The sequence below is a fragment of the Metabacillus sp. GQ13 genome, assembly GCF_059758525.1.
In genome coordinates this window covers 21,703-42,182 of record NZ_JCAXET010000020.1, presented here as the reverse complement: position 1 = coordinate 42,182, position 20,480 = coordinate 21,703, and the positions used below count along the sequence as shown (strand labels likewise).

Annotated in this window: 20 protein-coding genes; 14 read left to right on the top strand and 6 right to left on the bottom strand. The window is 36.2% G+C overall.

The genetic code is table 11. The features are described 5' to 3' along the window. Positions 1 to 651 precede the first annotated feature (651 nt). The 6 genes from AC6CHR_RS21070 (at position 652) to AC6CHR_RS21045 (ending at position 7,679) form a co-directional block, all read left to right on the top strand. Entirely contained in the window at positions 652 to 1,485 is an 834-nt protein-coding gene (locus tag AC6CHR_RS21070; RefSeq protein WP_498250998.1) for an MIP/aquaporin family protein, read from the top strand. Positions 1,486 to 1,511: 26 nt separating this feature from the next. Beyond that, positions 1,512 to 3,014, top strand: coding sequence for a glycerol kinase GlpK (glpK, locus tag AC6CHR_RS21065; RefSeq protein WP_498250997.1), 1,503 nt, complete (start codon positions 1,512 to 1,514; stop codon positions 3,012 to 3,014). Between the two features lie 279 nt (positions 3,015 to 3,293). After that, positions 3,294 to 4,985: a glycerol-3-phosphate dehydrogenase/oxidase gene (locus AC6CHR_RS21060; protein WP_498250996.1), complete on the top strand. Its 1,692-nt coding sequence runs from the start codon at positions 3,294 to 3,296 to the stop codon at positions 4,983 to 4,985. 88 nt (positions 4,986 to 5,073) lie between these two features. Then, entirely contained in the window at positions 5,074 to 5,625 is a 552-nt protein-coding gene (locus AC6CHR_RS21055; protein ID WP_498250995.1) for a glycerol-3-phosphate responsive antiterminator, read from the top strand. 390 nt (positions 5,626 to 6,015) lie between these two features. Continuing rightward, a complete protein-coding gene (locus AC6CHR_RS21050; RefSeq protein WP_498250994.1) occupies positions 6,016 to 6,936 on the top strand; it encodes an ABC transporter ATP-binding protein in 921 nt (306 codons plus the stop codon). Beyond that, complete coding sequence (locus tag AC6CHR_RS21045) at positions 6,933 to 7,679, top strand: ABC transporter permease (RefSeq protein ID WP_498250993.1); 747 nt, start codon at positions 6,933 to 6,935, stop codon at positions 7,677 to 7,679. The genes AC6CHR_RS21050 and AC6CHR_RS21045 overlap by 4 nt, the downstream gene beginning before the upstream one ends. 102 nt (positions 7,680 to 7,781) lie before the next feature. On the opposite strand, the gene AC6CHR_RS21040 is transcribed toward AC6CHR_RS21045, so the two are convergent. Further along, positions 7,782 to 8,102, bottom strand: coding sequence for a thioredoxin family protein (locus AC6CHR_RS21040; protein ID WP_498250992.1), 321 nt, complete (start codon positions 8,100 to 8,102; stop codon positions 7,782 to 7,784). Positions 8,103 to 8,269: 167 nt separating this feature from the next. Here AC6CHR_RS21040 and AC6CHR_RS21035 point away from each other — a divergent pair, with 167 nt between their 5' ends. The 3 genes from AC6CHR_RS21035 to AC6CHR_RS21025 all read left to right on the top strand — a co-directional run bounded on the left by AC6CHR_RS21035 (position 8,270) and on the right by AC6CHR_RS21025 (position 11,143). Continuing rightward, the gene (locus AC6CHR_RS21035) at positions 8,270 to 9,019 is read left to right on the top strand and encodes a GTP cyclohydrolase II (protein WP_498250990.1); all 750 of its coding nucleotides are present in this window, start codon (positions 8,270 to 8,272) and stop codon (positions 9,017 to 9,019) included. Next, positions 9,012 to 10,124 (top strand): bifunctional diaminohydroxyphosphoribosylaminopyrimidine deaminase/5-amino-6-(5-phosphoribosylamino)uracil reductase RibD, encoded by a 1,113-nt coding sequence (gene ribD, locus AC6CHR_RS21030; protein ID WP_498250989.1) that lies wholly within the window; start codon positions 9,012 to 9,014, stop codon positions 10,122 to 10,124. Before AC6CHR_RS21035 ends, ribD begins: the two co-directional genes overlap by 8 nt. Before the next feature lie 251 nt (positions 10,125 to 10,375). Further along, a complete protein-coding gene (locus AC6CHR_RS21025) occupies positions 10,376 to 11,143 on the top strand; it encodes an alpha/beta hydrolase (protein ID WP_498250988.1) in 768 nt (255 codons plus the stop codon). 107 nt (positions 11,144 to 11,250) lie between these two features. On the opposite strand, the gene AC6CHR_RS21020 is transcribed toward AC6CHR_RS21025, so the two are convergent. After that, entirely contained in the window at positions 11,251 to 12,237 is a 987-nt protein-coding gene (locus AC6CHR_RS21020) for a DMT family transporter (RefSeq protein WP_498250987.1), read from the bottom strand. 392 nt (positions 12,238 to 12,629) lie between these two features. On the opposite strand from AC6CHR_RS21020, the gene AC6CHR_RS21015 reads away from it, so the two are divergent. Together AC6CHR_RS21015 and AC6CHR_RS21010 are read left to right on the top strand one after the other, a co-directional pair. Then, complete coding sequence (locus AC6CHR_RS21015) at positions 12,630 to 13,256, top strand: LysE family transporter (RefSeq protein WP_498250985.1); 627 nt, start codon at positions 12,630 to 12,632, stop codon at positions 13,254 to 13,256. Positions 13,257 to 13,378: 122 nt separating this feature from the next. Further along, positions 13,379 to 13,984 carry a class I SAM-dependent methyltransferase gene (locus AC6CHR_RS21010; RefSeq protein WP_498250984.1) on the top strand — a complete coding sequence of 202 codons (606 nt, stop codon included), beginning with the start codon at positions 13,379 to 13,381 and terminating at the stop codon, positions 13,982 to 13,984. 56 nt (positions 13,985 to 14,040) lie between these two features. On the opposite strand, the gene AC6CHR_RS21005 is transcribed toward AC6CHR_RS21010, so the two are convergent. Next, the gene (locus AC6CHR_RS21005; protein ID WP_498250983.1) at positions 14,041 to 14,520 is read right to left on the bottom strand and encodes a divergent PAP2 family protein; all 480 of its coding nucleotides are present in this window, start codon (positions 14,518 to 14,520) and stop codon (positions 14,041 to 14,043) included. A gap of 225 nt (positions 14,521 to 14,745) precedes the next feature. Further along, positions 14,746 to 15,327 (bottom strand): LOG family protein, encoded by a 582-nt coding sequence (locus AC6CHR_RS21000; protein ID WP_498250982.1) that lies wholly within the window; start codon positions 15,325 to 15,327, stop codon positions 14,746 to 14,748. A 192-nt stretch (positions 15,328 to 15,519) separates the two neighbouring features. Here AC6CHR_RS21000 and AC6CHR_RS20995 point away from each other — a divergent pair, with 192 nt between their 5' ends. Beyond that, on the top strand, positions 15,520 to 16,080 hold the full coding sequence (locus AC6CHR_RS20995) for a peptidoglycan-binding domain-containing protein (protein WP_498250980.1): 561 nt from the start codon (positions 15,520 to 15,522) through the stop codon (positions 16,078 to 16,080). Between the two features lie 25 nt (positions 16,081 to 16,105). Here the strand turns inward: AC6CHR_RS20995 and AC6CHR_RS20990 are convergent, their stop codons facing one another. Both AC6CHR_RS20990 and AC6CHR_RS20985 read right to left on the bottom strand, forming a co-directional pair. Next, a complete protein-coding gene (locus AC6CHR_RS20990; protein ID WP_498250979.1) occupies positions 16,106 to 16,990 on the bottom strand; it encodes an anti-sigma factor in 885 nt (294 codons plus the stop codon). Continuing rightward, on the bottom strand, positions 16,990 to 17,508 hold the full coding sequence (locus AC6CHR_RS20985; protein WP_498250978.1) for an RNA polymerase sigma factor: 519 nt from the start codon (positions 17,506 to 17,508) through the stop codon (positions 16,990 to 16,992). The genes AC6CHR_RS20990 and AC6CHR_RS20985 overlap by 1 nt, the downstream gene beginning before the upstream one ends. 306 nt (positions 17,509 to 17,814) lie before the next feature. Between AC6CHR_RS20985 and AC6CHR_RS20980 the strand changes: the two genes are divergently transcribed. Together AC6CHR_RS20980 and AC6CHR_RS20975 are read left to right on the top strand one after the other, a co-directional pair. After that, positions 17,815 to 18,897 (top strand): D-alanine--D-alanine ligase, encoded by a 1,083-nt coding sequence (locus AC6CHR_RS20980; RefSeq protein ID WP_498250977.1) that lies wholly within the window; start codon positions 17,815 to 17,817, stop codon positions 18,895 to 18,897. A gap of 184 nt (positions 18,898 to 19,081) precedes the next feature. Beyond that, positions 19,082 to 20,443 (top strand): UDP-N-acetylmuramoyl-tripeptide--D-alanyl-D-alanine ligase, encoded by a 1,362-nt coding sequence (locus tag AC6CHR_RS20975; RefSeq protein WP_498250976.1) that lies wholly within the window; start codon positions 19,082 to 19,084, stop codon positions 20,441 to 20,443. The last annotated feature ends 37 nt before the right edge of the window (positions 20,444 to 20,480 follow it).

Here is a 20,480-nt window from a genome sequence, read left to right as displayed (position 1 = left end):
AAGGAGTATTTTTGAATAGATAATAGTACTATAGTACTATATCATAAAGATTATTGTTATGTGCAGATAAATTAATAGTTTGTTAATGAAATACAAAATTTAATTTACACAATTAACTTATTATAAGATATTTTTCTGGGATAAGCATTACTTTAGTAGAAGGAAGTAAGAAAATAAGCAATAAAAATTACACTAATATAATAATTACATCTATAGGATAAGGTAAGCAAATTATCCTGAACTTTAATGAAATATTCCAATGATTCCTGAAAGGTAGGTTTTTTAAAAGATTTTACGATAAGTCTTGAAAAGATTCTCTCAAAAGAAATTTCTACTGAAATGGATTTAAAGAAATTGGGAGAATCATGGCATTATTTAATTATATAGAGTTCATCATTACGATTCGTCATTCTTTCGACTAATGAAATGTCAAAAAAGCGTTTACAAAACCATTTCCCTCCTTTATAATGACAATTACAAGTTAAGAAATCGTGCTGATGAGTCTTTGAGAGACAGCTTAATGTGTTAAAGGAGTAGTTTATTCCCTTTAATACATTAAGCTGTCTTTTTTTGTCGATTTCTACCTTGCTTTTATCATCTCGATTTTATAGGGGCTAGTAAAAACACTCGAATGAATAGGGGGGCTTTAGAATGTCGGCTTTTTTAGGTGAAGTAATTGGTACAATGATTTTAGTTATCTTTGGTGGAGGTGTTATTGGCGGAGTCGTTCTAAACAAATCAAAAGCAAAGGACTCTGGGTGGATTGTTATTACAATGGGCTGGGGGTTTGCCGTTGCTTTTGGAGCATACGCTGTAGGTAGTGTGAGTGGTGCTCACTTGAATCCGGCTGTGACAATTGGTTTTGCTTCAATTGGGGAGTTTCCATGGGCGGATGTTCCAAGTTATGTGACAGCACAAATGATAGGTGCATTTATAGGGGCTACAATTGTTTGGTTATATTATTACCCACATTGGGAGGCAACTAGGGATCAAGAAGCTAAACTTAGTGTATTTGCAACAGATCCAGCAATTAAGCACACTCCATCAAATGTCATAAGTGAAGTTATTGGAACTGCAGTATTAGTGTTTGGTTTATTATCAATTGGGGCAAATGAATTTTCAGAAGGACTTAATCCAATCATAGTCGGGTTTTTTGTTACAGCTATCGGTCTATCACTTGGTGGAACAACCGGGTATGCGATCAATCCAGCTCGTGATCTCGGACCTCGAATAGCCCATTTTTTATTACCTATCGTAGGAAAGGGCTCTTCTAATTGGAGATATTCATGGATTCCAGTAGTAGGACCGATTATTGGTGGCGTGCTTGGTGCTCAATTTCACCATGCAGTATTTGTCAATGGATCGATAAATGCGTTATATGTATTAATCAGTATACTTGCCATAATTGTAGTGATAGCTAAAGTAACGAAATCAAATAAAGGATTATCTGTTAAAAACCAAGAAGTGATCAATCTATCCAAATAGAATTGAAAACAAGGGGAGGAATAACAATGGAAAAAAAATATGTGTTGGCATTAGATCAAGGTACAACAAGTTCAAGAGCGGTTCTTTTTAATAAAAGTGGAGAAATAGTAGATGTAGAACAAAAGGAATTCAAGCAATATTTCCCTAAACCAGGTTGGGTTGAACATAATGCACAGGAGATCTGGAGTTCGATATTGGCTGTTATAGCGGGAGTACTGACGAAAACAGAAGTAAATCCAAGGGAAATTGCGAGTATTGGAATCACAAATCAGCGAGAAACTGCAGTGGTATGGGATAAAGAAACGGGTAGACCTGTTTACAATGCAATCGTCTGGCAATCTAGACAGACCGCAGATATTTGTGAGGAGCTACAGGAAAAGGGACACCAAGAGCTTTTTCGCAAGAAAACAGGATTATTGATCGACCCTTATTTTTCAGGAACAAAAGTAAAGTGGATTCTTGATCATGTTGACGGAGCAAGGGAAAAGGCAGATCAAGGAAAGCTTTTATTCGGAACGATTGATTCTTGGTTGATTTGGAAATTATCTGGTGGGAAAGAGCATGTGACAGATTATACAAATGCTTCAAGAACCCTAATGTACAATATTTATGATTTGACGTGGGATGATGAATTATTAGAGATTTTAGACATACCTAAATCGATGCTACCGGACGTCCGATCATCCTCAGAGATTTATGCGGAAACTGTGGATTATCACTTTTTTGGGGAGGCAGTTCCGATTGCAGGTGTAGCTGGTGATCAGCATGCAGCTCTCTTTGGCCAAGCTTGCTATGAAAAAGGCATGGCGAAAAATACATATGGCACAGGCTGCTTTATGTTAATGAACACTGGTGAAAAGCCGGTTCCATCTGAACATGGATTGTTAACGACGATTGCATGGGGGATAGATGGAAAGGTTGAATATGCTCTTGAAGGAAGTATTTTTGTAGCCGGTTCAGCTATTCAATGGCTTCGTGACGGATTAGGAATGATTAACGATGCACCTGCAACTGAAGGGTATGCTACAAAGGTTGAATCAACAGATGGAGTCTATGTTGTACCTGCATTTGTAGGTTTAGGCACACCCTATTGGGATAGTGATGCAAGAGGTGCTATTTTTGGATTAACTCGTGGAACGACAAAGGAACATTTTATCCGGGCAACGCTGGAATCCCTAGCCTATCAAACAAAGGATGTCCTAAAAGCTATGGAGGCTGATTCTGGGATTGAGTTAAAGAAATTGCGTGTTGACGGTGGAGCTGTAAAGAATAATTTCTTAATGGATTTTCAAAGCGATATTCTAAATGTTTCTGTAGAACGACCTGTTATCAATGAAACAACCGCTTTAGGTGCAGCTTATCTAGCTGGTTTAGCTGTTGGATTTTGGAAAGATCGTGAAGAGATCGCAAAACAATGGAAAATTGAGAAATCATTTGAACCAACGATGAATGATGAGGATAGGAACACATTATATGGAGGCTGGAAAAAGGCAGTCGAAGCTACAATGGGTTTTAAGCCAAAGCAGTGATCGCAAGGAGTGTTAATTATACGATAAGATATTTGTCAGTATAAAAGCAACAAACATATAGAAAAAAACTAAACACAAAAGAAGGCTACAAATAAAAGTAATGGTTGGATTTAATAACGGTTTCATGTAAAATAAGGGTATACAACAATACAAGTTAATAGATTAGGTCTGAGATCTTTGAGGGGACCACAACACAGCTGTAATGAGATATATACAGTCCATGTTGTGGTCCCTTTTTATATTTTCATAAACAAATTTTATAGAGAGGATGAGTATACAATGAAAACATTTTCTAACTTAGATCGAGGAACCTACTTAAATGAAATGGAGAAGCAGCCTTTAGATTTACTCGTGATTGGAGGAGGAATTACTGGGGCAGGTATAGCTTTAGATGCCCAAATTCGAGGATTGAAAACGGGTCTACTTGAGATGCAGGATTATGCTGCTGGAACCTCTAGTCGATCAACAAAACTTGTCCATGGGGGTCTACGTTATTTAAAACAGCTTGAAGTGAAATTAGTTGCAGAAGTTGGCAAAGAGCGGGCGATTGTTTATGAAAATGCACCACATGTAACGACACCAGTATGGATGATGCTTCCAATTATCGAGAATGGAACATTTGGTAGGTTTTCAACCTCAGTTGGTCTTAAAGTTTATGATTTTCTAGCTGGAGTAAAAAAATCTGAACGACGTAGTATGTTAACGAGTACGGAAACACTTTCAAAGGAGCCTTTATTACGAAAAGAAGGACTCAAGGGATCTGGTGTGTATGTAGAATATCGTACAGATGACGCTCGTTTAACATTAGAGGTATTAAAAGAAGCTGTTAATCGCGGTGTGTTAGCGGTGAATTATACAAAAGCAGAAACATTCATCTATGAAGAAGGGAAACTAGTAGGTGTTCAGGTGAATGACCAACTTACAGGTGAAAAAAAGACGATATATGCAAAGAAAATTGTCAATGCTGCAGGGCCATGGGTTGATTCTTTACGTGAGATTGACCATTCAAAAAAAGGGAAGTACCTCCATTTAACGAAAGGTGTTCATCTTGTCATCGACTCTAGAAGATTCCCTCTAAAAGAGGCTGTCTATTTCGATACACCCTTTAAAGATGGTAGAATGATGTTTGCCATTCCACGTGCAGGAAAAACATATGTTGGTACAACTGATACGGATTATAAGGGGAAGATCCGTCATCCACGTATGACCATCGAAGATCGGGATTATATTCTAAAGGCTTCGAATTTTATGTTTCCAACCTTACATCTAGGTCCTGATGATGTTGAATCTAGCTGGGTAGGTCTTCGTCCATTAATTCATGAAGAAGGGAAAGATCCTTCAGAGATCTCTAGAAAGGATGAAATCTTTCGTTCAGATTCAGGACTTATTACAATTGCTGGTGGGAAATTAACAGGGTATCGAAAAATGGCTGAAAGTGTAGTAAATCTTGTGTTAACGCAATTAAGCGAGAATAACGAAAAGATTACTACTTGCACAACGGATCGAATTACTCTTTCTGGAGGGTATGTTGGAGGATCAGAAGGGTATTCACAATTTACTGAAGAAAGAGTTAAGGAAGGAATGAACCTTGGCTTATCAAAGGTTGAGGCTAAAAAACTAGTGACGCGTTATGGTTCTAACATTACAGTTTTATATGATGTGATAAAAAATAGAGGTCATGAGGCTGGAGAAAACAAGTTACCTTTAGAGGTATTTGCAGCGCTTATATATGGTATTGAACACGAGATGGTGCTAACGTTAAGTGACTTCTTTATTCGTAGAACAAGTGCGCTAATCTTTGATATAAACTGGGTTCAACAATGGAAAATACCTGTTAGTAAGTACATGTCTTCTCTACTTAACTGGACCAAGGAAGATGAAATAAAACATATGGAGGACTTAGAAAAACAAATTAGCGATGCGATTGTTCCGCTTGATCAGGAAGAACCCCCACTTATTAAGAGTGTGTAGCTACTTAACAGGTGATGTAAGTAAAGCATTGGTAGTGTATGAACTAAATTTACAAAGGGTTTTGATATGAAGGGTGAGGAGTGCTTAAATGGACTTTAATGGTCAAAAAATTTTACCAGCGATAAAGTCTATGAAGGACTTTGATAAAATTCTGAAGAGCGATAGTCAATATGTCGTGATGTTGGAGGTTCATATTGCGCAACTAGAAAGTGTGATGAGATATGCCAGAAGTCATTGTAAAAAAGTCATATTACATGCAGACTTAATCCAGGGACTAAAAAATGATGAATATTCATCGGAATTCCTTTGTCAAAAAATCAAACCTGATGGTTTAATTTCAACAAGAGGTACCGTATTGAAAACAGCAAAGAAAAATGGGATCCTTTCAATTCAACGGCTCTTTCTATTAGACACGATTGCGATTGAAACAAGTTATAAATTAGCCGAGAAAGTTCATCCGGATTTTATTGAAGTGTTACCTGGCTGTGTACCCCATCTTATCGAGAAAGTTCATTCCGAAACAGGGATCCCCGTTATTGCAGGAGGTTTGATTACTACAGAGGATGAGGTTGATCGCGTTCTTGCTTCTGGAGCAAGAGCAGTAACAACATCTCGGAAGGATTTGTGGACGGTATCATAAATGAAAATTATAGTGCATTGCTTTTGTCGCTTTTATCCTTAACCTTTATCATTTGAATGAACATAAGTTGTAGGAGGAATTCCTAAAGCAACATTTAGAAAAGTATCTAAATGATTAATACGTAAAGAAGTCTAACAGGTCGTCTCTATATAGGAGAAGGCCTTTTCCTATTTCAAAAGAATCGATTCAGGTATGATCTAAATGGTTTGTAAATATACTGTAAAAGGTTTCCTATTTTACCATTGATTGTTGTTTTTCGTAAAAACTACTACTATACTTAATCTAAGGACTGAATCGTTCAATAAAGGCTGTTTTGATAATAAATGAGCTAAATAATTGTTCAGATACATATCTTTTTTTACTAGATTACTAATGTTAGGAGATGAAAACTTGCAGACTGTTATTCAGCTTGAAAATGTTCGTAAGCAATATGGATCGAATGTAGCAGTTGATGGAATTACACTCAATGTCAGCAGAGGTGAAATTTTCGGTATTGTTGGACCTAATGGTGCAGGAAAAACAACCTTAATAGAAATTATCGAAGGTATTCGTACAGCTGATAGTGGTGTTATGAAGGTGCTAGGTTTAGATATCCGTCATCAATCTTTAGAAATTAAGCATCGTATTGGTGTTCTCCTCCAGTCAACGTCAATTCCTGAAAAAGCAAAAGTAAAAGAGATCATGCATTTATTCGCCTCATTTTACAAGAAACCTGCCAATTTACAAGATATCAATAAATCTCTCGGACTAGATGAAAAACAAAATGAGTATATAAAATCGTTATCTGGTGGGTGGAAGCAACGTGTATCGTTGGCATTAGCACTTATAAACGATCCTGAAATACTTTTTCTAGATGAACCAAGTATGGGCTTGGACCCTAACGCCCGTAAAGACATGTGGAATGTTATTCATAAGCTAAGAGATGAAGGAAGATCTATAGTTGTTACAACACATTACATGGAAGAAGCTGAAACCCTCTGTGATCGAGTGGCGGTCATCAATAAAGGGAAGCTGATCGCACTCGATACACCAAAAAGATTAGTCTCATTAGTTGGAGGAACAAAGGCAATTAGTTTTAAGAACAATGATAAATTGATAAAAGAGACGATTTCAACACTTTCTCATGTTGTGAATGTCGAATGGAAACCTGATCAAATAAAGCTATATTCTAGTAATCTAGATCAAACACTTAAGCAGTTGTTTCATTTAGCTGACAAGGAAGATTGGCTTGTCAGTGACCTTGTCCTTGACCATTCGACAATGGATGATGTGTTCAGTAAATTGACTTCAGAAGGTGAGGATCTGGGATGAATGCTTATTTGAAATTAATCGCCTTCGACTTCAAATTATATTTACGCGATTGGTTAACAATCTTCTGGGTGTTAGTCTATCCTATTTTAATGTTACTCATCTTTGGATCGATGTTTGGTGATCAACCAGGAACTAAACCAGGTAGTAGTTATCTTGATTCCTATGTGCCTGCGCTATGTGTCTTGAATGTGGTCTCTGTTTCAGTATTTACTCTTAATATAAACATGATTACTCAGAGGGAAAATGGGATTTTAAGAAGATTTAGAGTCAGCCCAATTCGTCCGTCAATGGTTTTGGCATCGCATTCAATACAGGGTATTTTCCTCGTTCTAGTTGGGGCTATTGAAATTATTGTCATTGCGAAGTTAGTCTGGGATAATCAAATAAGTCTATCAAGCCTCTTAATCTTATTTGCATGTCTATTATATGGTTGTCTATGTTTCTTTGGACTTGGCTTTGCGATGTCAGGTTTAGCTAAAACGGCAGGTGCTGCAAGCGGGCTTGCTATGGTTATCTTTTTTCCAATGTTGTTCTTATCTGGGATTGCCATGCCTGTTGAACTCCTACCTCAATTTTTACAAGATGTAAGTACATGGCTGCCAATGACTCACTTTGTTGAATTGGCACAAGGTGTATGGCAAGGAGATAGTGTGACGCTGTTCGGGCTGGAATTCGCAGTTCTTACAGGTTTTGCGGTCGTTTGTATAGGGTTAGCCTATTGGCTTTTTCGCTGGGAGAATTAAAAAGGATAATTAGAGTTCGCTGATATCAATGATATAATATAGAAAATTGTAGTGAAAAAGGTAACCATCAGCTAAGATGGTTACCTTTTTCCTATTTAACACTTATTTTAAAGAATCTGACAAAAACTCAATAACTTGATCGGGAGTCTTAGCGTTTGCACTATGTAGATGTGCCAGCTTTTTGCCATCTTTAAACACCAATAGACTTGGAATCCCCATTACATCGTATTTTTCTGCAATTTCAGGAAGTTCATCTTTATCGAGTTCATACATTGTCACATTTTGTACTTCTTCGAACACAGTAGGTAGGAACATATCCATTCTTTTGCAATCCGGACACCAATCTGTTAAGAATTTTATGACGATAGGCTCTTTGCTAGTAATTAAAGTTTGAAATTGTTCTCCAGTTTTTACTTGTTCCATTATTATCACCTCAATGCTATTTTAACCAATATGAAAAGAAAATGCAGTAATCTCGCTTATATTATTCTTGACTAAAACAGCTAACTTATTTATACTAACTTACTATAAGTAAGTTAAAGGTGAAATTCACATAGATATGATTAAAAAAGGGGTAAGGGGGAAAGTATATGTCAATTCAAACAAAGGAAAATCCATTAAGTCGTTTAAAAGAAAAGGTTAAAAAAATCCATCAAAATGATGGTTCTATTTATCTAGTTGGACCGATAAAATTACCAGTTCAACTAGAAGGTGAAACGGTGTTTTTTAAATGGTATAGCTGGCTTGAGGTTCCAACTGAAGAAGAACTTTCTATAGATGAAGTATTTAAAAAGTTACCCGATGCCAATTTAGCAAATAGTCAGCAATCAAGTGTATTAGTCTATGGAGATTTCGAACACTCAGAAGATGCCCTTATCCGAATGCATAGTATTTGTCATACAGGGGATATTTTTGGTAGCAAACGTTGTGATTGTGGCTTCCAGTTAAAACAATCAATGAAAATGATTTCCGAGCATGGAGCAGGGGCGTTATTTTACCTTGCAAATCATGAAGGAAGAGGTATTGGCTTGTTTAGTAAAGCACTTGCTTACCTTCTCCAGGAAGAAGGATTAGATACCGTTGAAGCAAATGAGCACTTAGGATTTGCTGATGATTCTAGAAACTATGAGGCAGCTGTTAACGTATTAAATGCACTTCGTCAGTCGCCAGTAAAAGTGATAACAAATAACTCAAATAAGCTACAAGCACTTCAAGGTTTAGGTGCGAATATTTCTGGTCGAATTCCTCTATGGGGTGATATTTCAAGCTATAATAAAGGATATCTAGAAACTAAAATGAAGAAATCTGGTCATTTTCAAGGAGGCTATCCGATTGAGTGAACATGAGGTTTATATGAACTTAGCCATTAATAATGCAAAAGCTATGAAGGGGCAAACAGATCCAAATCCACTCGTAGGAGCAGTTATTGTTAATCATAATCGTATTGTTGGGGTAGGAGCGCACTTAAAGGCGGGTGAACCCCATGCGGAGATTCATGCATTAAAAATGGCAGGTGAACAGGCCAAAGGGGGAACGATTTACGTTACACTTGAGCCTTGTTCACATCATGGACGAACTGGTCCTTGTGCAGAGGCGATTGTAGAAGCGGGAATTAAAAAGGTCGTTGTAGCAACCTTAGATCCAAATCCATTAGTAGCAGGAAATGGTATAGCTATTTTAGAAAAGGCAAATATAGAAGTCGTTATCGGAATTTGTGAAGTAGAGTCTAAAAAAATGAATGAGGTTTTCAATAAATTCATTATGAAAAAACAGCCCTTCATCACACTCAAGTCTGCTACTACATTAGATGGGAAAATTTCTTCTTCTACCTGGGATAGTAAATGGATTACATCTGAAGATGCTCGAAAGGATGTCCATCATTTACGAAATGAACATGTAGGAATTCTTGTTGGGGTTCACACCGTCATAAAGGATGATCCTGAATTAACGACAAGAATTCCAAATGGTCGTAACCCAATCCGGATTATTTTAGATAGTACCTTGCGAATTCCCTTAGATTCTAAAGTCATCACGGATAAAAAGACAGATACATGGGTTTTTACATCAAAGCAATACTCTGTTGAAGCTAGACAACATCTTGAGGAACTGGGTGTAAAGGTATTTGTAACTGGAGGAAAGAAGCGTGTAGATTTACATGATACGCTAACGATTTTGGGTGAGCACTCCGTTTCATCTGTCCTTATTGAAGGGGGTGGCGAGGTAAATGCTTCTTTTCTAACTGAGGGTTTAGTAGATAAACTTGTCTTATATGTCGCACCTAAGTTGATTGGTGGAAAGCAATCTCCTAGTTTTTTTGCAGGGACCGGAATTGAGAAAATGTCAGAAGCGATTGACCTTGCAGAAATGGAAGTTGAACAAATAGGGAAAGATTTTAAATTTACAGCCTATCCAGTTTATGAAACCACGAGCTTGTCTAACAATTAAGAGTTTCCTTGATAGCATAGAGATAGATATAAACATCATTTAGTAGAGTAAAGACTCATGAATGGTGTTTTTTCTGTGGTAAGAATTCTAACTTTATCCTCATTCGCAGCCAATTTCTCAATGATGTATTGTCAAGATAACAAAGTTAAGGTAAAATAAAACCAAGTAAACATATAAGAATTGTAAAATATTAAAATACAGATAACGATTTAAAGGATAAAGCTAGGTAGTCTGAAGAAGGAGGAAAAGATATGAATGAAGTACATCCAGTTATTCTAGGTGCAGAAAGTCTATATTATTCAGGTGCTGAGGTTGGGATTGTCTTATGTCACGGATTTAATGGGACACCGCAAAGTATGCAATATATAGGAGAAAAGTTATCTATGCATGGGTATACTGTATCAATTCCTCGTTTACATGGCCATGGTACTCATTATGAAGATCTAGAGACAAGCACATATAAAGAATGGATAGCAGGACTTCAAACGGCCTATGACAACTTAAGGCAACAATGTGAAAAGGTTTTTGTTGTCGGACAATCTATGGGGGGAGCATTGACATTACAGGTAGCAGCAAACAATCCAGTTGACGGAATTTTTTTGATAAATGCTGCTGTCACAGATGTTAGTTACAAGGAATCTGTTACAAAGCAAAGGTCAGAACGATATCTTGTGGAGGGTGAACCAGATATTAAAAAATCCTCCGTTTTCGAAATTACCTATGACAAGGTGCCGTTAAGGTCCGTACTTGAATTATTGGATTTAATGGAAGAGACGAAAATGATCGTCTCTGGTATTAAATGCCCTACTGTAATATTTAAGTCAGCAACAGATCATGTTGTCCCGCCTACAAACTCAGCGTTTATTTTTGAACAAGTTAATACATTAAATAAAAATATGATCACCTTGCAAAATTCTTACCACGTAGCGTCAATGGATAATGATGCACATTTAATTGTGGATAAAATTCATTTTTATATTGGAGAAACGGTGTCAACTAAGATGGAAATGAGCTACTAATAAATGGGAAAAGTGGATAACTACATAGGTTATCCACATGTTATTAACAAATGTTAAAAGTTATCCACGGAAATGAAAGCACTTCTATAATAATAACTAATGACATTTTACCTTGATAACTGGCTAGTTGGGTTACTTTGTGTTTGCTTTTCCAACTGATTTGTCCTCGAAATATAACTATGTAACACCATACCAACGATGACAAGTACCATGCCTCCTGCTGAGATTGGTGTTGGGAAAGGCGCGCTAAGGAAAATAATCTCTCCGAACAAAACAAAGAGAACTTGAATAGATTGTGTTGCTTCAACAGCAGCTAACTTAGCCATATTATGCTGAACCAAATTTGTTGCCTGGAAAAACAATAAAGTTGCGATTACTCCAGAACATATGGCAACGAATAAGGACTGAACAGTCTGGGTTTTAGTAGGAAGCCCAGTTGTAAACAAGGCATAGATAGCTAGGGCAATCCATAAGGGCATACTGCCTAGAGTCATCCCTAGAACACGTTGGAATACATCTAGTTTCCCTTCACAAATTGCCATCATTTTTCGATTGCCCAGGGGATATGCAAACGAAGCAATCATCACAGGGATAGTACTAAGAAGGACTGGTTTTATCGATAATTGCACAGCGTGTTCAAACTGCATTACCCCAACCCCTAAGATAATAATCAATGACATACATAAACCTCTTAATGGAATTCTTCCACGTACTCTTATTATTCCGTTTGCAGTTGTCGTTTCTTCATAAAACAATGGAGCGAGAAGTGAACCAGACATTATTGTTATTTGCCAAGTAGCAGCTATAAGCCAACCTGGTCCATATGCACCTGCGAAGCATATTGGTGCATAAAATAAACCAAAACCAATTGTGCCCCATAATAGCCATTGATGGGGATTTTTTTTCATCTCTGTGAAAAGTGAAACCCACTTTTTCCTCCACACTACAATCAGAATAAGAAAGGGAACCATGAAGAAGTACCGAAGAGATGCACTCCATAACCAACTCCCACCTGATAATTCCATTGATCGATTTAAAATAAATGTAAACGCAAAAAAGAATGATGAACAAATTCCTAATATAATAGACTTCAAAACGTCACCCCAGCTAAAAAAGATTGATCATACTATAACACAATGCTCATTTACTGTGTTTTATTTTTAAAATTTCGTTTCTGGCTGAGATATGTAGATAGGTTGGATACGTCGTAATACATCTTAACGTATTATTATATGGAGATAACATGAAGTTCATGTTTTTCTTCTTATAGCTAGTTATACAGAAAATGTAAAGGAAAGTGAAAAAGCGCTTGAAGTCAGGAATGAATCAGTATAGTAATTTTTGTATATAAGCAACAATCTTTGCTATTTTTGCTATTAATAGTATAAGTTTTTAAAAAAAGAACGTTCATTTAAGTGATAATCTTTATCCCGTTGAATAAAATGTACAAGCACACAAAAATGCTTGTTGTTTTGGGGGAAAAGGTATGAACGTGATCTTTAGTTACATCTTTTTAGGATTATCTTTAGCAGCACCAATTGGTCCAGTTAATGCTGCCCAGTTAGACAGGGGAATAAAGGGTGGATTCTTGAATGCCTGGCTCGTTGGATTAGGGGCAACAATTGCAGATTTAGTTTATATGATTTTAGTTTATCTTGGGCTGGTTCACTTTCTTGAGATACCTATTATGAAAGCATTTTTATGGCTTTTTGGATTCTTTGTCTTAACTTATACAGGGATAGAAGGGCTTGTTGGAGCAGGTAAATTGTCGATGGAAAGGATAGGGACTAGAACAACCTACTCCAAATCATTCATGGCAGGCTTTTTTATGTCCTTGGCTAACCCGCTTACAATTTTATTTTGGCTAGGTATCTATGGATCAGTTTTAGCAAATGCTGTAGCTTCATATAGTACAAGTCAATTAATTCTTTATAGCTCTGCAATTATTTTAGGGCTTCTCATCTGGGATTTTACAATGGCATGTGTAGCAAGCACATTTCGGAGATTTTTAACGAATAAGCTCCTCATTACTATTTCCGTTATTTCAGGCTTGTCATTAGTTGGATTTGGTTTATATTTTGGCTATCAAGCCTTTATTTTGTTAACAAGTTAGTTAACAAAGGGGCCTTTTTTAACAGGTCCCTAGTAGTGACAATCAGAAAAAGCACGCGAAAATGTTTATAACCAAAGAAGAAGGTTATTTATAGTGGTATAGACAGATTCGAGGTGTAAAGAATGTTTAAGTCATTTAAAAGACAATATAGTGTACCAAAAGGATTTCGTGGAATGGTTGCTGGTAGAATAATGGCTTTAGAAAACAAAAAGTTAAATTCATGGACGATTTCAACATTAGGAATTCATCCTCATGATCATATTCTTGAGGTCGGTTTTGGAACAGGACATACTATGAAGATGATCGTGAAAAAGAATCCAACAATCACAATAAATGGTATTGATGTTTCGGAGACAATGAAAGATCAAGCAGACAAGCGATTAACAACTGAAATAGGCAATAATCGAGTAAAACTATTTGTGAACGATATTGAAGAGGCAAAACTAAAAAGAGAAAGTTATGATAGAATTTTCTCAGTAAACAATTACACGATATGGGATCATCCAAAAAAGGGATTAGAAAACCTTTTTGATGGACTAAAACATGGTGGAACAATAGCAATAACGATGCAACCTAGAGAAGAAAATGGAAGTTCCATAAAGACAAGAATGTTTGCTAAGCAAATACACGATGATATGACAAACTGTGGGTTTAGGGATATAAGAATAAACTATAAGGAGATAACTCCTGAATTAGCTGTTTGCGTCACGGCGATAAAGCCAAAATAAAAAGGATGACACTAAAGGGTCTACAGCAACATGTATCTGACCCTTTAGTAAGCAAGTCATCCTTTACCTTTTTTTTTATCAATAAATGCACTAAATAAACCAATTATGATACCTAATAAAGCTCCACCTGCAACTTCAGCAGGTTGATGTCCTAACAATTCATTCAACTCTTTTTCTTGCTTCACATGAAATAATCCAGGCATATGACCTGAGAGTACCTCGATATCTGCATCAATATCATTTACTATTTTTGCGATTTCCCCAGTATGCCGTCTAATTCCTTGTGCATCATACATCACGATAATACCAAATACAACGGCTAAAGCTGTATCTGTTGAATTCCAACCTTTTTTTGAGGCAACATAGGTTGCTAAAGCTGATACTCCTGCTGAGTGAGAACTTGGCATTCCACCAGTCGAAAAGATTGGTCGCCAATCCCAAACCCCATTCACTTTTTTGTTTGTGAAAATTTTTAATCCTTGAGCAATTCCAATGCCTGAAAGTGCTGTCCATATCCCTCGATTCATACTACTCACCTCTATGTAGATAGTGTTTAACTAATTCGTTTCAATATTCAAGTTGATATAAAATAATTTATAGTGAAATTAGAATGTATATTCGCTAATAATAGACAATTTATTTCCCGAAGAATAATTTATTAGCTATGTATACATACCCTTTTTCCCACTTTATAATGATACAAACATTTATTGAGATAGAAATCGCATTGAAGAGAAAAAACAGAGAACAAATGCTCTCTATTAAGTTTCTTGTCGGTTTATCCATTTTGGAAGCTGTGGTGGTTCATAAGTTAAACAGCGTTCAATTAATCTTTGAGGATTCCTTTCAACAATGATAAACGACTTATATTCCACTTTTAAAAATTCCTCGGTAATCATATGATCAAAAAAGCTAAGAAGTTTATCATAATAATTATTACTATTTAACATAGCTATTGGTTTCTGATGTTCACCAAGTTGTGCCCACGTATAAACCTCGAAAAATTCTTCCATTGTTCCTGGCCCACCAGGCAGAACAATAAAACCATCGGATAACTCTTCCATTTTCGCTTTCCGTTCATGCATTGTATTTACTACAATTAGTTCTGTTAATTCAGTATGGGCATTCTCGCGTATCATCAACATTTTCGGAATAACACCAATCACCTGACCACCTGCGAGCAGTGCTGCGTTAGCAACAGCGCCCATTAGACCAACACGCGCGCCACCATAGACGATAGTTATGCCTGCCTGTGCTAATTGTGTGCCCAACTGTTTGGCAGCTTCGATGTAACTCGCAGAAGCGCCATAACTTGAACCACAAAATAAGCTAACTCTTTTCAAAACAATCACATCCTCATGTCTTCTTTTTCTTTAGTTTAGATGGTTTTGTTGCAGATAGAAACATAATTACCTTTTTTTTGTAGTTAATTTAGCAAGTAGAGAAAATCGAAACGTTTGAAAAATTGAAATTATTGGAAGAAAAATGAAACGTTTTATCTGCTACTTCGTAATAAGTAAAAAGGAGGAGTTATAATGGGGAAAATTATCACATGCTGCATCCTTAGTTTTATTCTCGTTTGTAGTTGTTTTAGTGGGCAGGTTTCAGCGGAAGGACTTTTGGATATTCCGTCAGATACGTATAGTGAACAACAAAACGTCCAAAAATCAATGCAATTAAATCAAACATCAAGCTACTATGTAAGAGCCTTAAGCTGTAGTGGGAATAGTTCTTGGACAAAATCGATATCATCGGAGGCGTCAGGATATACATGGATTATTAGTCAAGGATGGAAGGGGTACATACAAAAAGGTTATTCTGGAGGGAATACGGCTGGAGTGGTATTGAATAATACTAAGATAGATTTTAGGTATTCTTATCTAGTGAAAAAAGGTTACTCAGGGAATAATAGTTCTTATGTAAAGGGGATTCAAGCAACATTGAGTTGCCTAGGATATGGTGTGGGAGCAGTTGATGGAGTCTTTGGAACAAAAACAGAGTCTGCTGTAAGGTTATTTCAACAGCGGAAAGGGTTGACAATTGATGGAGTTGTCGGAAAACAAACGTATCACTACCTTTCATTTGCATCAAGTTAACCTAATGCTAAAGGGAGCCGGCTTTTTACCGGCTCCTAGGAACGTCTACTTGTGAAGACTCGTCGATTACCTTTGCTTTATCGGGTGCAATAAAATCGAATAATCTATGATTTTTCTTAACTTCAATGATTTTTAATAGCTTAATGCTATCATTGTCAATACGCTTACCTTTGAAAATATCTACTTCCTTAATATAAAGATGTGTCTGTTTATCAAACCAATATTCTCTAACCAATTCATTAGTAACATCGACAGCATAAACTTCAGCAACTCGATCTAAGTATTTTTTGTCACCTTTAAATGTAATTTTATTTGGGTCCATATCCTTGAAGGATCTAATAAACAAATCATCGCCTTTTGTAAGCTCCTGAATATAAAATAGATTATCCTTCTTAGAGTAGGTCGCTAAATAGTTACTATCTGAAATCGTATAATCACCATTATCAAATTCCGTTCGAACAGATTGACCAGAAGCGTATCTATAAATGGTTGTGCCATTTGAAAAGGATTGTTCAGTGTAAATGATTTTTTCTGTAGATGATTTCTCATTGTCAGGAAGTAATGGTTGCTTACCTTTTTGCAAATAGTCAACAATCACTTCATTTAATGCTTTCTCAATCGCAGCTTTTACTGGTGGTGTATTCCAAGCACCAACGATTAATAGGAAAATGGATGCACAGGTGAGCAAAGCCCTTTTGATAATTCGGTGTACGGCTCTTTTCTTGATCGAAGTAGGATGGAGTTCAATATCCTGTAAAAGGAGATCAAGACCTTCTTCTAGAGTTAAGTATTTATCAAAAAATATATGGCATTCTGAACACAAATCAATATGTTCCAAAAGGTGATCTTGGTCATGTTCAGAAAGTTGATCAAAGATTAAAATTTTATCTTGAGATTCTTTACAGGACATTACAACACCCCCTTTTCGGTAAGATAATCCATCATCTTCTTTCTGCCACGAAAGATCTTTGTTTTCACTTTGCCAAGAGATAGTTTTTTCATATCAGAAATTTCTTGATAGGAATATCCTTGATTCCGTAGGATGAATATTTCACGTGTTTCATCATCAAGTAGATGAAATACAGCATTTATATTTCGAATCTTTTCCTTAGCAAGTAACTCTTTTTCAGGAGTATCTAATGTTTGTTGATACTGTTCGTAAGTATCACCGATATCCTGGTGAAGATCTTGATGGCGTTTCAGCTTGCGTAAGTGATCATATGCGGTGTTTTTTGTAATGATTGTTATCCAAGCTTCAATATTTTTAGGTTGCTCATAATCCCTTTTTTGAAAATATGTATAGATTTTAATACATGCATCTTGAACAATATCGTCAACTAAAGAGGGGTTTTTTATGATATTTCTCGTGGTTTTTATAATTTTTGCACGATGTGTATTAATAAGATCTGAAATGCTTTGTTCATCCACAATTCCTTCCTCCTAGCTTCAATATGAAGACGACCAAAAATACAAAAGGTTTCATTTATTTACTGATAAGGATAAAGTTGAAATTATTTCCTGCTTTTTAATCAAGGAAATCATAGTTTTACAATATAATAAAGAAAAAATTGTAAATTTGGTTTGAGCAATAAAATTAACTGTTGTTCGGAGCAGTTAATGTGCTAGTTCCAAATAAATAAGTAATAGAAGTTATAGAAATAACATCAAACTTTAATAACAATTCCTGTTTAAAATGATAAAATAGGAATGATTATATGGAGGAGGAACATCTAAATGAAAATGAAATTAGGTTTAGTATATGGAGGGAAGTCTGCAGAGCATAATGTATCCTTGCAAACTGCCCTTGCTGTGATAAATGCATTAGATATGAGTAAATTTGAAATACATCCTATTTATATTACTGAAGTTGGTGAATGGGTAAGAGGAGCTGCTCTAGTGGAACCCGTTAGAGAAGTTCGTACTCTTAAGTTTGAAGAAGTTGGTAAGGTGATTTCTCCGGTATCAATGAATACTGAATTATTTCCTGCTACAGTCGGTGAACAAGAAAAAATGGATGTTATTTTTCCATTGTTACATGGGCCTAATGGTGAGGATGGGACCGTGCAAGGTTTATTAGAATTATTAAATATACCTTATGTAGGTAATGGGGTATTAGCTTCTTCAGCAGGAATGGATAAAGTTATCATGAAGAACTTATTTGCCCAAGCTGGTTTAGATCAAGCAAAGTATCTTTCTTATATTAAGAATGAGTTTGAAAGTTTTCCAGAAGCTGCATATGAAAAAGTTGAAGATACATTAGGTTATCCCTGCTTTGTGAAACCGGCAAATCTAGGATCTAGTGTCGGCATAAATAAATGCAGTGATAGACATTCTTTAGAAAGAGCATGTCAGGAAGCCTTTACCTTTGATCGTAAAATAATCATAGAAGAAGGTATCGTTGGCAGAGAAATTGAAATTGCAGTGATGGGGAATGATAATCCAATCTGCTCCGTTGTGGGGGAAATTGCACCCAAAAAGGAATTTTATGATTATAAGGCGAAGTATGAAGATGGAGATACAGATTTAATTATACCAGCCCATATTTCAGAACAAGAATATAAGACAATTGAAGAGTTGGCGATAAAGTCATTTAAAGCAATTGATGGTTCCGGACTGGTTCGTGCGGACTTCTTCTTAACGGAAGATGGAAAGTTCTTAATTAACGAAGTGAACACAATGCCAGGTTTTACCCCATTTAGCATGTTTCCGATGCTTTGGAAGCATAGCGGTATCGAATACTCTCAATTAATTGAGAAGCTAGTGGCACTAGGATTGGATCGATTTGAACAAAAACAACAAATTAAACATACATTTTAATTTAACTGGGGAACTGGATATTACTATAATCCGTTCCTCTTTATTTAGTAAAAAAGAATTGTTTTGAACTTTCCAGTGGTTAGTCTAAAGCTTAAGGTTGAAATGACCGAAGTGAGATTTTTATAGAAGACAATTGTCTAAAGACTCTCGAAGGAGATTTGTTTTATTAAAAGGAGTGAAGAGAATGATTCAATGTACTTTAGCAGAAGTTGAAAAATGGGTAAAAGGATCAGGCTTAGAAGTAAAAGATAAGGATAAGCAAATTCAGGGAGTGACAACCGATTCACGTTTAGTTGAAGAAGGAAATCTATTCTTTCCTCTTGTTGGGGATGTTTTTAATGGTCATGAGTTTGTAGATAAGACTGTTAGAATGGGTGCATCAGCTGTAATTTGGAAGGAAACAGAACCAAATCCACCTAAAAATATTCCAGTGATTTTTGTAAAAGATACATTGATTGCGTTACAAAATTTAGCTAATGCCTATCTCCATAAGATAAATCCAAGGGTAGTCGGCATAACAGGAAGTAATGGTAAAACAACGACAAAGGATTTAGTTGCAGCAGTTCTTGAAACAACTTATAAAGTACATAAAACAAAGGGTAATTTTAACAATCATATTGGTTTACCATTAACCATATTAGCAATGAACGAGGACGTTGAAATAGCTGTATTAGAAATGGGGATGAGCGGAAAAGGTGAGATAGAACGATTATCAACAATCTCGACCCCTGATGTAGCTGTCATTACGAATATTGGGGAAGCACATTTAATGGATTTAGGATCTAGAGAGGGTATAGCTGAGGCTAAGCTAGAGATCGTAACCGGTCTAAAAAGTGATGGGGTACTTATCTATCAGGGCGATGAACCGTTACTACAAGATAGAGTTGCCCATTTATCGTATGCAACAGTTACCTTCGGAGAAAACAGCTCAAATCATTATCGACCATCAAACGTTATTCAAGAGGTAAATGGGACATCATTTTCTATTAATGGCACAACATACTTTATCCCAATTCTTGGTCGACACAATGTTAGTAATGCTTTAGCTGCATATGCTGTTGCTAAATACTTTACTGTCAAGGATGAAGCAATTAGGCAGGGATTTCTCACTAGTAAAATAACTGGGGGCCGTTTGGAGTTACTTAAAACGGAAAATGGGGTAACTGTTATTAATGACGCGTACAATGCTAGTCCAACTTCAATGGTTGCTGCAATTCAGCTGTTAGAAGACCTTAAGGGAGTTAACCAAAAAATTGTTGTTCTTGGTGACATGCTTGAATTAGGTAAAGATGAAAAGGAATATCATCGCCAAGTAGGTAAGTCAATTCAACAGGATGAGATTCATCATATTTTTACCTATGGAAAGTTGGGTAAGGAAATTGCAATCGGTGCGAAACAAAATCGACTAACAGAATTTGTTCATCATTTTGATAACAAACAAGAATTGATTGAACAATTAAAAGGATTGGTAAAGGAGAACGATATCGTTCTTGTAAAGGCCTCGCGCGGTATGAAACTAGAAGAAGTTGTGAATGCACTAGTTTAAATAGTAAATGGTTGACTGTTCTTATCGTTAGCATGTT